The organism is Gaoshiqia hydrogeniformans, from assembly GCF_049347105.1.
In the GTDB taxonomy this organism is placed as follows: Bacteria; Bacteroidota; Bacteroidia; order Bacteroidales; family Prolixibacteraceae; genus Gaoshiqia; species Gaoshiqia hydrogeniformans.
Genome location: NZ_CP186334.1, coordinates 950,849 through 965,208 on the forward strand (window position 1 = coordinate 950,849; position 14,360 = coordinate 965,208).

At 46.4% G+C, this 14,360-nt stretch carries 9 protein-coding genes and 1 pseudogene; 5 read left to right on the plus strand and 5 right to left on the minus strand.

Going from position 1 to position 14,360, the window contains the following annotated elements:
* Positions 1 to 219: 219 nt before the first annotated feature.
* The 5 genes from ACOIT5_RS04020 (at position 220) to ACOIT5_RS04040 (ending at position 6,896) form a co-directional block, all read left to right on the plus strand.
* Positions 220 to 1,824 carry a tetratricopeptide repeat protein gene (locus tag ACOIT5_RS04020; RefSeq protein WP_423129177.1) on the plus strand — a complete coding sequence of 535 codons (1,605 nt, stop codon included), beginning with the start codon at positions 220 to 222 and terminating at the stop codon, positions 1,822 to 1,824.
* Positions 1,814 to 2,395 carry an LPS export ABC transporter periplasmic protein LptC gene (lptC, locus tag ACOIT5_RS04025; protein ID WP_423129178.1) on the plus strand — a complete coding sequence of 194 codons (582 nt, stop codon included), beginning with the start codon at positions 1,814 to 1,816 and terminating at the stop codon, positions 2,393 to 2,395. Before ACOIT5_RS04020 ends, lptC begins: the two co-directional genes overlap by 11 nt.
* 4 nt (positions 2,396 to 2,399) lie before the next feature.
* Positions 2,400 to 3,674, plus strand: a complete 1,275-nt coding sequence (locus ACOIT5_RS04030; RefSeq protein ID WP_423129179.1) for a hemolysin family protein — start codon at positions 2,400 to 2,402, stop codon at positions 3,672 to 3,674.
* Between the two features lie 92 nt (positions 3,675 to 3,766).
* The gene (locus ACOIT5_RS04035) at positions 3,767 to 5,881 is read left to right on the plus strand and encodes a peptidylprolyl isomerase (RefSeq protein ID WP_423129180.1); all 2,115 of its coding nucleotides are present in this window, start codon (positions 3,767 to 3,769) and stop codon (positions 5,879 to 5,881) included.
* 88 nt (positions 5,882 to 5,969) lie between these two features.
* Complete coding sequence (locus ACOIT5_RS04040) at positions 5,970 to 6,896, plus strand: glycoside hydrolase family 43 protein (RefSeq protein WP_423129181.1); 927 nt, start codon at positions 5,970 to 5,972, stop codon at positions 6,894 to 6,896.
* Positions 6,897 to 7,024: 128 nt separating this feature from the next.
* Here ACOIT5_RS04040 and ACOIT5_RS04045 read toward each other — a convergent pair whose 3' ends face one another.
* From ACOIT5_RS04045 to ACOIT5_RS04065, 5 genes and pseudogenes are all read right to left on the minus strand, one after another.
* Positions 7,025 to 8,455 (minus strand): glycoside hydrolase family 125 protein, encoded by a 1,431-nt coding sequence (locus ACOIT5_RS04045; RefSeq protein ID WP_423129182.1) that lies wholly within the window; start codon positions 8,453 to 8,455, stop codon positions 7,025 to 7,027.
* A 117-nt stretch (positions 8,456 to 8,572) separates the two neighbouring features.
* Positions 8,573 to 10,705: pseudogene (locus ACOIT5_RS04050) on the minus strand (GH92 family glycosyl hydrolase); the annotation flags it as partial.
* Between the two features lie 18 nt (positions 10,706 to 10,723).
* Entirely contained in the window at positions 10,724 to 11,881 is a 1,158-nt protein-coding gene (locus ACOIT5_RS04055) for a glycoside hydrolase family 43 protein (protein WP_423129183.1), read from the minus strand.
* Between the two features lie 132 nt (positions 11,882 to 12,013).
* Entirely contained in the window at positions 12,014 to 13,144 is a 1,131-nt protein-coding gene (locus ACOIT5_RS04060) for a glycoside hydrolase family 76 protein (RefSeq protein WP_423129184.1), read from the minus strand.
* A gap of 68 nt (positions 13,145 to 13,212) precedes the next feature.
* Complete coding sequence (locus tag ACOIT5_RS04065; RefSeq protein ID WP_423129185.1) at positions 13,213 to 14,352, minus strand: SusE domain-containing protein; 1,140 nt, start codon at positions 14,350 to 14,352, stop codon at positions 13,213 to 13,215.
* Positions 14,353 to 14,360: the final 8 nt, after the last annotated feature.

The window sequence follows — 14,360 nt, forward strand, 5'->3', positions numbered from 1 at the left end:
ACCACTTCAGTAAATCGTTCTTTGTCATTTATGATTTTAACGATTAAATTTGCCCCCTACAGAAGATTCACTATTTGATTTTTAGGTAAAAACTGTATCAAAATAAGTTTATCTTTGACCTCTGTTTCGTAAAAAAACGAAATATTTGAATTTGAGATTTAAACGTACAATTTATAATATTTTCAAACGATGAGATCTTTGCTATTAAAAACTAAAATTTTGACATTCACCTTGGCTGTGGTGACAAGCATTTCGGCATTTGCCCAACAACGGCAGGTTACCGGAACCGTTTACCGGGAAGGAAAACCCGCAGCCGGGGTAACCGTTGAAGCACACCGCTCAAGTACGCCTTACATGACCAGCTTCGACGGAAAATACACAGTTACAGTTGACAGTAAAAGTAAATACATCAAGTTTACTTTCATCGACGAATCAAAACGGCTCGACATAGAAGGAAACACCAATACCGTGATCGATTTCAGCTTCGACGGCGAGCTTCCGGGCCAGGCTGCTGAACAGGCAGAAACAGGAGTTGACTTACGCACCAGCCAGCAACTTGTTCAGGCCAAGGTGACCGACTTCATGAGCGAATACACGATGTATGATCAGTTTTATAAACAAAAAGATTATAAATCGGCCCTCACCCCCTGGAAAAAAATCTTTGACAAATATCCCAAGTCATCGATCAACATTTACATTCACGGGGCCAATATGTACGAGGACCTGATCAATAATACCGCCGATTGGACAACAAAAGACAAATACATCGACAGTTTAATGCTTGTTTACGACCGCCGGATCAAGTATTTTGATCAGAAAGGTTTTGTTCTCGGACGTAAAAGCACCGACTACCTGAAATACAAACTCGCCAATGAAAACCGGGATGACGAGCAATTGAAATCGATCCTTAAAAAAGGATACGGCGAGATGGACGAAGCCATCAAGCTTGAAAAAAATGAAACGGAAGTTGCGGTGCTGGTTGTGTTTATGCAGGCCACCAAACGTTTGTTTATTATGGGCGAATTGCCTAAAGAAACTGTTGCTCAAAATTACGAAACAGCGTCGGCCATCCTGGATGCCAACCTGGCCAAAGAACCAAACAGCGAAAAATTCACAACCGCGAAAACACTGGTCGATCAATTGTTCCAAACCAGTGGCGCCGCCGATTGCGATGCGTTGATTGCCCTGTATAAACCCAAATTCGACCAAATTGCGCTTGACATTGATGAACTGAAGAAAATGCTTCGCGTACTCGACCGGCAGGATTGTACCGAAAGTGAGCTTTTCGCACGCGCATCAGAAAAGTTGTACAGCCTGGAGCCATCGGCAGAAGCTGCTTTCAACATGGCCCGCCTGTTTGTAAAACGCGACGATTTTAACCGGGCAAAAGAATATTACCAGAATGCCATTGCTTCGGAAACCGACAAAGAGCTGCTGGCCAAATATTATTACGAGCTGGGCATCTTTACCTTCGTTAAAGAACATGCCTTCCAGAAAGCCCGCGATTACGCTAAAAAATCACTGGAGAACAACCCGAATTCAGGACGTACCCTGATTCTGATCGGCGACATTTACGCCCAGTACAGCAAAAACTACGGCGACGACGAATTTGCCCATCAAACCATGTATTGGCTGGCGGTAGATTATTATGAAAAAGCAAAACGTGTTGACCCGGATGTTTTCTCAGCGGCCAATGCTAAAATCAATACGTACAGAGTGTATTTCCCCGACAAAGAAACCTTGTTCTTCCAAGGCTTACAAGACGGTCAGACTTACACATTTGGAAGCTGGATCAACGAATCAACAAAAGTCCGTGCAAAGTAATCGTTTAAAAAAACCGCGATATTCTCATGTAAGCATTGCAATTCTCCTGACGGGAATTGCAATGCTTTTCTTTTCGTGTGCCAATAAGATTGAAAAAATCAAAGAGTTCTCAGCCGGAGATAAGTTGCCGACCATGGATGCAGAGCAATTTGAAATGATTTACTCCGACTCGACCATTGTCCGGTTTAAACTGATTACGCCAAAGTTACTGCGGTACGACCAGGAAAAAGTCCCGTTTACCGAGTTTCCCGAGGGGATCGAGATTGAAAAGTTCAACGAAAAAATGAAGGTGGTTTCGGTCATCACATCCGATTATGCCTTATATTACACGAGAGAAAAGAAATGGATTGCCAAAAATAATGTTGTGGCAATCAACCAGGACGGAGACTCACTGAAAACGGAAGAACTGATCTGGGAAGAAGCAAAAGGAAAGTTTTATTCCGAACAATTTGTGAAAATCATTCGTACTGATCAAATAATCACGGGTATCGGATTTGAATCAGATCAGGACATGTCGAACTGGGAAATAAAAAAAGTGAAAGGCACACTCTACCTCGACGTTGCAGAATAAAATCATGGAAGTACTGATATTCACCATAGTCATTACCATTTTTTTTTCAGCTTTTTTCTCGGGGATGGAAATTGCTTTTGTTTCGGCCAATAAACTCCGCCTTGAGCTCGACAAAAAACACGATTCGTTAAACTCACGGGTATTAAGCGTTTTCACCAGAAATCCGGGCCAGTACATCGCCACGACGCTGGTTGGCAACAACATTGCCCTGGTGATTTACGGGGTGGCCTTCGCCAACCTGCTCGAACCTTCGTTTTACAGGTTAACCGGTTCGGCCGGCGCCGTCCTGTTTTTACAAACCATCAGTTCAACCCTGATCATTTTGGTTACAGCCGAATTTTTACCAAAAACCTTGTTCCGCATTAATCCCAACCTGGTATTACGCATCTTTGCATCCCCGCTCATTCTGTTCTATTACCTTTTTTACCCGGTGACAAAGATCACCATGGGAATATCGAAATTGTTACTAAACGGGATTTTCAGGGCTGCCATTGACGAGGAAGAAGAACGCATCGTTTTCAGCCGGATCGATCTCGATCATTTTGTAAACGAACCCGATAGCCCTTCGGTACAGGAAGACGTAAACATCGAGAAAGAGATCAAACTGTTCCGGAATGCCCTGGAGTTTTCGAAGGTAAAAATCCGTGAGATCATGGTCCCCCGCACCGAAATGGTTGCTCTCGACATCAACAATTCAAGCCTGGAAGAGCTCAAACAAAAATTTATTGAAACCGGTTATTCCCGCATCCTGTTCTATCAGGACCATATTGACAACATCATCGGCTACATTCACCATTCGAGCATTTTTACCAATCCCGAATCCATCGGCGCCAACCTGAACAAGCTGCTCATTATCCCCGAAACCATGCCGGCAAGCAAGCTTTTCAGAAAATTTATCCAGCAACACCGCAGCATCGCCCTTGTTGTTGACGAGTTTGGCGGAACCTCGGGCCTGGTTACCAGCGAAGATATCCTGGAAGAGATTTTCGGCGAAATAGAAGATGAACATGACACCCTCGTGCTGGTCGACCGTAAGTTAAGCGATACCGAATACATCCTTTCGGCCCGCCTCGACCTGGATATCCTGAACGAAAAATACAACCTCGATTTCCCGTTGACCGAAAACTTCGAAACGCTGGCCGGTTATATCCTGTTCCACTACGAAAGTATTCCCAAAATAAACACCGTCATCACCATCGACCATTTTCGTTTTAAAATATTAAAAGCATCCAATACCCGAATCGAGCTGGTAAACCTCAAGATATTGGATAACACCTAAAATAAAGCGGGAATCATACGGATTAATACCTAAAATGATTATCTTCGTAGCTCGAAAAAAATTAAGTACAAAAAATTCATAATTATCAGTAAATGGCTACCCTACAGAGTATTCGAAATCGTGCTGGTTTATTAGTAGCGATTATTATTGGTCTGGCGCTTGTTGCTTTTATCCTGGGAGATATCTTAAACACAGGAAGCTCATTATTAAGACCTTCGCAGATGGAAGTTGCAAGTATTAACGGAACATCTGTCCAATATCCTGATTTCCAGAAAAGAATTGAAGAAACCGCTGAAATTTATAAGATGAACAGCGGCCAAACCCAGCTGGACGATAACACCTGGACCCAGATCCGCGAACAGGTATGGCAGGAAGTGGTCCGTGAAATCGTGATGGAAGACGTGTTTGACGACCTTGGACTGACCGTAACATCAGAAGAGCTGTTTGACCTGGTACAGGGATCCAACATACATCCGATCATCCAGCAGCTTTTTACTAACCCAAACACCGGACAGGTTGATAAATCGGCCATCCTTCAGTTCCTGAGATCACTCGAATTTGGCGCCACAGCCCAGCAAAAAGCCTATTGGTTGTACATCGAAGAACAAATTAAAAAAGACCGGGTTCAGACAAAATACAATAATCTGATCAAACAAGGGCTTTATGTAACCACTGCCGAAGCTGAAAAAAGCCTGGCCGAGAAAAACAAAACGGCGAATATTCAATACATCAGCCTGCCGTACAGCTCGATGCCCGACAGCGCGGTAAAAGTAACCGACGCCGAACTGAAAGCCTATTACAACGCCCACAAAGACGATTACAAACAAGACAAATCGCGCACCATCGAATACATTGTTTTCCCGGTAACTGCTTCGGGCGAAGATGATGCAAATACCCGTAAATGGGTCGAAGAAGCTAAAGACGAGTTTGCCGCGGCAACAGAAAACGAGGCTTACATCAACGTAAACTCAGATATTCGTTTCGAAAACATCTACCTGAAAAAAGAAGATCTGACCGAAGAACTTGGCGAGTTTGCCTTTAATGGCAACATTGGCGACATCTATGGCCCTTACAAAGAAGGCAACGCCTATAAACTGGCAAAAGTCGACGATTTCAAAGATCTTCCCGATTCGGTTCAGGCCAGCCACATCCTGATCCGCCCCGAAACTGCCGGAAGCTACGAAGCAGCGCTGGCTTTGGCTGACAGTTTGAAAACGGTGATTGAAAAAGGCACCAAATTCGAAACATTAGCCGGCACCTATTCCGAAGATCCGGGATCGGCCATTAAAGGCGGAGATTTAGGTTGGTTTAGACGGAACCAAATGGTTAAACCCTTTGAAGATGCCGCCTTTAACGGCGATGTCAATAAACTTTACGTGGCAACCACCCAGTTTGGCGTCCATCTGATTCAACCAACCAAAAAAGGAAAAACGGTAAAACAAGTCCGCCTAGCCATCCTGGCGCGGAACGTCGAACCAAGTACCCAAACCTATCAGAAAATTTATGCCGAAGCCAGTAAGTTTGCCAGCGAAAACCGGAATGGCAAAGACTTTTCCAACTCGGTGAGCGCACAAAGCCTGACCAAAAAAATTGCCCGTGTTGGCGAAAACGACCGTCAGATCACCGGTCTGGAATATTCGCGTTCACTGGTTCGCGCCGCCTACCAGTCTGATGTCAACGACATCCTGGTGAACAATGAAGGATCGACAATCTTCGAATTCGGCAATAATTTTGTCATCGCTACCTTAACGGAAGTGTTTGAAGAAGGCTATTCCTCGTTCGAAGAAGCGCGCTTACGCGTTGATTTGGCTGTGAGAAAAGAAAATAAAGCCAAAGCCCTGATCGAAAAAATGAAGGCGGCTGCCAGCGGAACAGACCTGGATGCCATTGCCGAAAAACTGGGAACTGAAGTTCGTGATGTCAACGGAATCAACTTCTCGATGTACTCGGTTCCCGCCCTGGGTGTCGAACCTGCTGTTGTTGGTACGGTAGCCGGCATGAAACAGGATGAAATTTCGGCCCCGGTAAAAGGAAACAATGGCGTTTACCTGGTTAAAGTGGTTACTGTTTCCGAAGGAACTCAGACGAACGTACTGGCCGAGAAACAAACCCTTACCCAATCGTTGGGCTACCGTGCCTCATTCCAGGCTTACGAAGCGCAACGAAAACTGGCAGAGATAGAAGATAAAAGAGCAAAATTCTATTAATATCGAATGATCGGATATAAGAAAAAGCAGGCTAACCACCTGCTTTTTTATTTTTCGAAATACCTATATTTGAAAAAAACATGTTCCTATGAAGAAACTACTCTTACCACTTTTACTGTTTGTTTTAATTACAGGCTGCCAGGAAAAAGAGAAAAAAGTCTATCTGTTCTCTTTTTTTCAGGATAACGGGCAGGATGGACTTCATTTAGCATACAGCTACGATGGTTATCAGTGGGAGGCGCTGAAGAATAACGAATCGTTTTTGGCTCCCCGGGTGGCAGACGACAAGCTGATGCGCGACCCCTGCATCATCCAGGGGCCCGACAAAAAATTCCACCTGGTGTGGACCGTCAGCTGGAACGACCACGGGATCGGCTACGCGTCGTCAGACGATCTGATCAACTGGTCGGAACAAAAGTTCATCCCCGTGATGCAACACGAACCGGAAGTTTTAAATTGCTGGGCGCCGGAAGTTTTCTACGACAAAAAGAACAAAGAATACCTGATTTATTGGGCCAGCACCATTCCCGGGCGTTTCAACGAAGGCGACACGCAGGGCGACGACAAATACAACCACCGGATGTATTATACCACCACGAAAGATTTTGAAACCTTCGGCGAAACAAAATTACTGTACGACGAAGGCTTCAATGTGATTGATGCCGTTATAAAGCGAATCGGCGGTATATACGTTATGTTCCTGAAAGATGAAACCCGGAACCCAGCCAAAAAGCACCTCCGTATGGCAACAAGCAACTCGCTTACCGAAGGCTATAAGCTCTTCCGCGAACCTTTTAGCCCCGACTGGGTGGAAGGGCCAACCGTAGCTTTTGTCGACGGGTATTGGGTGGTTTATTACGACGAATACACCCGTCACCGCATGGGCGCCGTTCGATCAAAAGATTTGAAAACCTGGGAAACCATCACCGATTCCATCAGCTTTCCCGAGGGTACACGCCACGGCACCGTTTTCCAGGTCAATGAATCGGTCTTGAACAGACTGCTTCAGGAATAACAAAAAAGGTTGTATCAAATGCTGTTGATTGACGGGAACCTATTCCCCGTCTCTCCAGTGTTTTGATACAACCTTAGATCCTTTTATTTTAACCGGGCCCAACCGGTCGAATGCCGTGTTGCGATAAACTATCCCAACAGTTCGGTTTTTCCCTGGTTGACCAGTTTCAAAATTAACTCGCCAAATAAGGTGTTGGCCCAGGCAAACCACGAACGGGTGAAATTACCTGGATCATCTTTATGAAATGTCTCGTGCATAAAACCGGTGCCGGCATCGGTATCACGAAGCGTTTTTACGCACCAGGCAATTTCCTGATCGTCGGTGCTGGTCATCGCCCGCATGATGATGCTCATTGGCCAGACCATGTCGTAACCCACGTGCGGGCCGCCAATGCCTTCGGCTGCTTTGCCTTTGAAGAAATAGGGATTATCTTCGCTCCAAACCAGCTTACGGGTATTCTGATAGATTTTATCGTTTCTGTCAACCAGTCCCAGGTAAGGCAGGGCCAACAGGCTCGGCACATTGGCATCGTCCATGAAGGTCGCATTTCCAAAACCATCCACTTCAAAGGCGTACACCTTGCCATATTTCGGATGCTTCACGATGGCATATTTCTTGATGGCGGCTTCCACCTCATCGGCCAAACTTAAACACTGGCCGGCAAAGGCCTGATCACCGGTAACATTCCGGCTAATTTCGGCCATCTGTCGTAGCGAAACCACGGCAAACAAGTTGGAAGGAATCAAAAAGCCAAAAGTCGTTGCATCGTCCGACGGGCGGAAAGTTGAGTTAATTAATCCCACCGGTTTCAGTGGGCGTCCATACCCGTGATTTGACACGGTATCTAATTGCTGAGGTGTTTCCCGCTGAAATTTATAAGGTCCCAAACCATCTTTGCGTTGCTGCTCGATGAAGGTTTGCACAATCAAAGCGGCAGCTTTTTGCCAGTCTTTGTCGAAAACCGATGTGTCTCCGGTTGTTTTCCAGTAGTTGTAAGCCAGGCGAACGGCATAACACAGCGAGTCGATTTCCCATTTGCGTTCGTGCAACCCTGGTTTCATATCGGTCAGGTCGCTCATCCAGTGCACTTCTTCTTCTTTGGTTTTATTGAATGCATTGGCATACCGATCGAGCAGTACACATTGGGTTTGACGGTTAACCACCCCAGCCAGTAACGATTTCAGTTCCTGATCGTCGTTGGCCAGCGGCAGATATGGCCACACCTGCGCGGTAGAGTCGCGCAGCCACATGGCGTGAATATCGCCGGTAATTACGAAGGTATCCGGTTTGCCATTAACCTTCTCGTACTCAACTGTTGTATCCAATGTGTTTGGGAAACAGTTTTCGAACATCCAGGCCAGTTTCGGATCTTTCAGTTTGGCTTTGGTAGCAGCTATTGTTTTTTCCACCGCGTCCGATGTAAAATTACGTTTTCCAACAACCGGCCGGTTGGTTACATAGCTCGCTTTGCTTACCGATGCAAGCGCCCCGGAACCGGCAACAGCCAATCCGGCTACTGTAAAAGTTCCTGTTTTAATGAAGTTTCGTCTTGTTGTCATATTATTAGTTTCGAGTTTCAAGTTCCAAATTCCAAGTTTCGGGTTTCAAGTAAGCCTGAAAGATCGTCATTCCGATGAATATCGGAATCTGTCAGCTAACTCGCCCATGCAGATTCGTCATTCCGTCATGATCGTCAGCGTCTTTCCGGCCTTCAGCTCGTCGTGTGAAACGAAATAGCCGTCAAGCTGGCGTTCACCGTAGCTTATTTTGCTGATTTTCTTCCCCTTTCCTTCCTTTTGAATGGTAAAGCCGGTTTTGTCATTCAGCTTGAAATCAATTTTGTCGAAAAGAGGGACAGAAACGATATATTCAGGATCGGCCGGGGAATACGGATAAATTCCCATGGCCGTGAAAACGTACCAGGACGACATTTCACCGGCGTCGTCCATGCCCGCATAGGCCAGCTTTTCTTTACCCATATCGTAGAAACGATCCATAATACTGTCGAGCAGAACCTGCGATTTTTCCTGTTTCCCCACAAAATAATACAACCAGGGGAAACCATGATCAGGTTGGTTCCCATGACAATATTGCCCGATAAAACCCGATATGTTATAGGCTTCCGCCCCCTTGTAGGGAATTGAGAAAAGATCGTCGAGCTTTTTCTCAAAATCATCTTTACTCTCATAAAGACCGATCAATCCCTCCGTATCATGCGGAGCAAAAAACGAAGACTGCCAGGCATTGGCTTCCCGGTACATGTATTCGTAATAGATAAATTCCGGATCAAAATCCCTGATCCATTCGCCATTGGCCAGTCTCCCCCGCATCAGTCCGGTGGAAGGATCAAACATGTTTTTATAATTTGTCGTCCGTTTCATCAACATCCGGTAATTGGCTGTATCTCCTAATTCGTCGGCCAAAAGGGCTACCGCATAATCATCATAAGCATATTCCAGTGTTTTGGTGACGCCTGCTGCGGCTACTGTTTCAAGTGTAGGATTTTCCAGGTCCGGTTCCGGGATGTAACCATTTGCGATGTACTCCATGATCCGGGGCCTGCTTTTGTTTTCCATGGTAGCGTTTCGTAAAAGCAAATGATACGCACTTTGAACATCGTATCCGCGAAGTCCTCTCAGGTAGCTCCCGGCAATAAAGGGGGCCGCATGGTCGCCGTGAAAAAAAGTAGGCATAAAGCCGGTTTTTTCGCCTTTGTCGATCAACGATTTGATGACATTTTCGGTCACCTGGGGGGAAATCATACCAAGTAAAACCAGCTTGTTCCGGTAATCGTCCCAAAGCGAAGGCTCGGTATAATAATCAAAACCTTTGTTCACCGTTTCCCCGTTGATATCGGTAAATTCGCCATTACAATCGCTTCGTAAAGCCGGCCACAGAAACGAACGGTACAAACAGGAATAAAATAAGCCCTTTTGCCTCTCGCTGCCTCCTGCAACCTGAATTTTCGCCAGTAATGTTTCCCAGGTTTGTGTTCCTTCACTACGAACTTGCTCAAAACTTTTCCCAAGCATTTCGTTCTCCAGGTTTTCTTTCGCATTTTCGGCACTCACAAACGAAAGTCCGATTTTTACCTCCAGGGGGCCGGACGAATCTTCAAAATTCACTACCGAGATTTCTTCACGTCCTTCACCCAGCGATTCAATGCTTTTTATGGAATGATTGGTCTGTGCGTAAAAGTAGATCTTGCCACCTGTTTGCTGATATCCCTGAAAGGCTTGTTCGCCTTGTTGCTCAATTTGCCAGTCGCTTACCCGTTCGTTGGAACGATTCAACTGTGCGATCAACCTCTTGGGCCGATTTGCTTCAAAGGTGTATTTGTGGTATCCGCAACGCAGGGTCGAGCTCAGTTCGGCATTGATTTCATATCGTTCGAGAAAAACCCGGTAATAAGCCGGCTCGGCCGTTTCATTTTCATGCCTGAAAACCGAACCAAAATCGCCGGGGTCGATATTGCCGGTAACCGGTAACAAGGGGATATGACACAAGTTCCAATGCCCTTTGCTGGTATGGGCAAAAGCATAAATGACGGTGTCTTCATACTGATATCCTGAACCGCTGCGAAACATGGTGACAGGTGTTAACTGGACCATGGCATTGGGCAACGATGATCCCGGAAAGACTTCGGCGCCCCAGGTCCGGTGGGTTGGTTTATAACCAATGTCTATGCTGTCCCATAATGTGGCAGTGCCTAAAAAGGGGTTGACATAGTCGGTCAGCTTTTTCGGCGATTCCGTGCAACTGAAGAAAATCAGCAGGATTAAAACTGTTATCGTATTTTTTATCATCGTATTTCTTTTTTTTGAAGTTTATTGAGCCGTATAGGTATCGAACAAGGTTCGGGCCTCCAAGGCAGTCAGCACCGAAACACAACCATGCCGGGCATCGGGTGGAAAACTCGTATCTTCCGCTACATTCCAATGAATTAAATCAGGAGACCAGGAAGCTCCAAAACGATTGGTCATGCAATAATCGTAAAATAATAACCAGCCGGGCTGAACGGGATCTTTGATCACGGTTGGACCTTCGGTGATTACCGGAACAATCTGGCCGCCGTTTAAATGCCCGGCTACAATTTCATAAGGCCCTTTCAGGTACGTTGAAGTCGCCAGTCGGATTGCGCGCCTTTCACCTGTTTTAGCGCCAAATTCCTCCTCCTTATGAAAGAGGTAATACGTTCCTTCATGTTTCAGCAACGTTCCGTCGATGACGGAATAAGGAGGTTCGAAAAGCACTTTGGCAGGCGTAAAGTTTTTCCAGTCGACCGTGCGGCTATACCAAAGCCGGCTTTCTTTCCATCCCGCATCTTTAAAGGAGGAAGACCAAATGAGGATGTACTCCCCTGTTTCATCATCATAAAACCACTCGGGCGCCCATATATTTTGGGCTGCAAGCTTACCCGATTCGTCACAAACATCTTTCATTAAAGTCAACGGCCCTTCCACATTCCAACGAATCAGATCTGTTGAAGTGGCATACAGGCAGGCAGGGCCAAGCTTTTCCCGGTCGTATCCTTTCGTGCCGCCGGTCGACAGGATCCTCCAAAGACCATCGGGCCCGCGGCGAACATAGGGGTCGCGCATCCAGTGGTCCCAAATGGGTTTATTATCGTTTAAGGGAAACCAATGGCGTCCGTCAGTTGATAAAGCGACATGCAACTTGGCAATTAACATCGGATCGGGCAAGGGGACCTCAACGGTGTTTCCCTCAGCATCAATCTCAATCCGGGTAGGATAACGCTGGCGAAAATAAGTCAGCATCAAAACATCTTGATCCTGCTCAATTTTGAATTGATTTTCTTCCTGCTTACTCTCGGCTTGCCCGTTGGCGTTCTTCTCCGGAGCCGGGGTTTTGGACTGAGCCAAACCAGTCAGAAAAAAAACCGAAAGCGTGACTGCCAGTAGAAATTTCATAGTCAATAAATGCTTTTGCACGATTCGCGAATCAATCAGGTTTATCCGGCTCATGATAAGATTTAGTTGGTTTAGGTTACTACACATGCGGACAGACAAACCTGATACAGGATGGAGCGCATATTCACTCACGCTCAGGTTAAATTTCGTTGAAGGTTGATTTTTCCTTTTCCTTCATTTCCAGCATCACGGGTTAATCAGACCTTCTTTTTGAAGCAAGGCTGCCGCTTCGATGAGCATACAACCGCTGAGTTGTTCGGGCAGTCCGGTAACAGAACCCGGTTTTACCGTCCAGTTGGGGCCGAACAGGATGGCCGGTTTGGTGGTTCCCTGCGTCCACAATGTTTCAGCATTATAGCGGATGAACTGAATGTACCGCTTCTTTGCCGAGGCATCCAGACGATCCTGGAGGATCAGGTCGGTGAAATAGCGGATGAAAATTCCTTTAAAAAGTCCGCCGTCGCCTGTTCCTTCGCTTTTGAGGACGGAGTTGTTGGTCAGGCTGCTGGTCGTGTAGTTGGCAACTACAACTGCATCATTCAGATAAGCCTTTTCATTAAAAATTTTATATAACTCAACGGCTGAGCCAATAAACGTTCCCTGGTTGTAAGTGAATACCCAGTCGGTTTTAATTTGCCCGGTTTCGCTGTTGATGTGGTCGTAAACCATGCCGTTATTCATATTCACCAGGGTCGATTTTTCCCAGTTATAGATTTTAAGTGCCCATTCCTTGTAACTTGCGTCACCGAATTCCTGGTACAGGCGGGCAGCCAGGATGCACGCCGGGCCGTTGGAGCAGGCATTTTTGCTGTATTCCATTCCTTTTTTCCAGGAGATGCCTCCTCCGGCATTGTCATTCCATCCGGTTTTGATGTATTCCCATATTTGCAAGGTTGCCTCTTTGAATTTGGGATCGTTGGTTGCCTGCCAGACACGCAGTGTGGCCAAGGCAATCCATTCCATGTCGTCGTAAAATTCGTTTTCAAAGGTATTGCCGTTTCTGGCCTTCACTCCCTGGTACCACTGATCAAAATATGCCCGGTATCTGGCGTCGTTCGTCCGCAGCCAGGCATCGGTAAGAACATCCAAAGCATGTGCCTGCGGCCAGTAATTCCAATCGGCTTTCGCGTTATTGTCATAGTAAAACCACTTTTCTTCGGCATTCCAGAACGAATTGGCCAAAGACATGCTACTGAGGTCTGCCGCTTCATTCCAGTCTATTCGGTCCTCTTCGGGTTCGGGGACGACGTTGTTGTCATCGCCACATGATATTAAAAATGCAGGCAGTAGTAATGCCGTGTATAGCCATCTTCTCATAATTTCTTTTTTTTAATAACAGCCGGAGCATGGGATTGCTGCCGGCTGTTGTGTGTTATGTCCGAAATTTATTTTGTTACTGAATGCGTGTAGGGTTGCCCCGCTTGCAGATAAATGGTATAATCTGCCGGAACGCCGTCAAAATCGCCCATCAGTTTCCACTTATTATCCCACTGAGTCGGATTCAATAATTTGATGTAATAATACGACTCCGGGCTGGTTGCTGTCGGCCTTGAATCCGTTCCGTTCAGCGTACCCCACTCGAGTTCCTTCTCGGCGTCTGCTCCTCCGTTTTCTTTTATAACCATCCGGAACTTGTAACGTTCGTCACGGCCCCAACTTTCTTGCTTAAAGGTTACCGTCTGATCTTCAGCCCGGAAGATGCCGTTTCCGGCGTACGGGAGGTCAAACAAGATCTTCCCTTCAGGAGAGAAGTAAAAACTGACCCTTGTAACCAGCGCGTAAGTACAGGCGCCCGTGTTAAAATCGAGCGTGATCCGGTAAACACCGGTGATTGCCACTGTAGAAGTGCCGTTTTCCTTGACTAAACCTCCGTCGGTATAAAACACCCGGGGAGTACCTGACGTGCCATCGGTGAAATAAAATGGTTCGCCGGCAGTTAATTGGGTATAGGTCTCAAATTCTCCTCCGGCTATCGCTTTCATTTGATGGGCTTTGGAAAGATCAGCGCCTCCCTCAGAAGCTTCCCCTGTTACATAAACATCAACCGGCAGATCGGCGAAACCGGCCAGGCGGGTTATGGTAATGCTTCGTTCTTCTTCACCCTTCACCGACTTAAGGCCCTTGGAAGAGAAAACGGTCCATTTGAATGTTCCTGTTTCCGAAGAGCCGATGCCCATCATACCGGCTATTTTATTCAACTGCTTGTGCGTGATGGTCACATTGTTATACATTCCGTTGTTATCGGCAGGAGTTAAATAAACAGGATTGGAAAAGTCGCCGTCCGCCTGGTCAAAGGCAATTTGATAAAGCGCCGTGCCGCTTTCTTCCACCTTACAATATTCCCACTCAAAATAGGTAGAAGCGCCGACTGAAGTCTCCAAGGTTACTTCTTTCCCGTCCATCGGTTCGATCAATGCGCCGACTGCCGTCAGCCGGGTATCCAAATTACCTCCGTCGTCCTCGCACGCGGCTATGGCGAAAAGCAAAGAGGCTATCACTGTTAATCTGATCAATATCTTTTTCATTTGTTCAG

Excerpts from the sequence above, each read along its gene's own strand:
- ACOIT5_RS04030 (WP_423129179.1), top strand. The coding sequence starts at position 2,400 with ATGGAAGTACTGATATTCACCATAGTCATTACCATTTTTTTTTCAGCT.
- ACOIT5_RS04035 (WP_423129180.1), top strand. The coding sequence starts at position 3,767 with ATGGCTACCCTACAGAGTATTCGAAATCGTGCTGGTTTATTAGTAGCG.
- ACOIT5_RS04040 (WP_423129181.1), top strand. The coding sequence starts at position 5,970 with ATGAAGAAACTACTCTTACCACTTTTACTGTTTGTTTTAATTACAGGC.
- ACOIT5_RS04045 (WP_423129182.1), bottom strand. The coding sequence starts at position 8,455 with ATGACAACAAGACGAAACTTCATTAAAACAGGAACTTTTACAGTAGCC.
- ACOIT5_RS04055 (WP_423129183.1), bottom strand. The coding sequence starts at position 11,881 with ATGAGCCGGATAAACCTGATTGATTCGCGAATCGTGCAAAAGCATTTA.
- ACOIT5_RS04060 (WP_423129184.1), bottom strand. The coding sequence starts at position 13,144 with ATGAGAAGATGGCTATACACGGCATTACTACTGCCTGCATTTTTAATA.
- ACOIT5_RS04065 (WP_423129185.1), bottom strand. The coding sequence starts at position 14,352 with ATGAAAAAGATATTGATCAGATTAACAGTGATAGCCTCTTTGCTTTTC.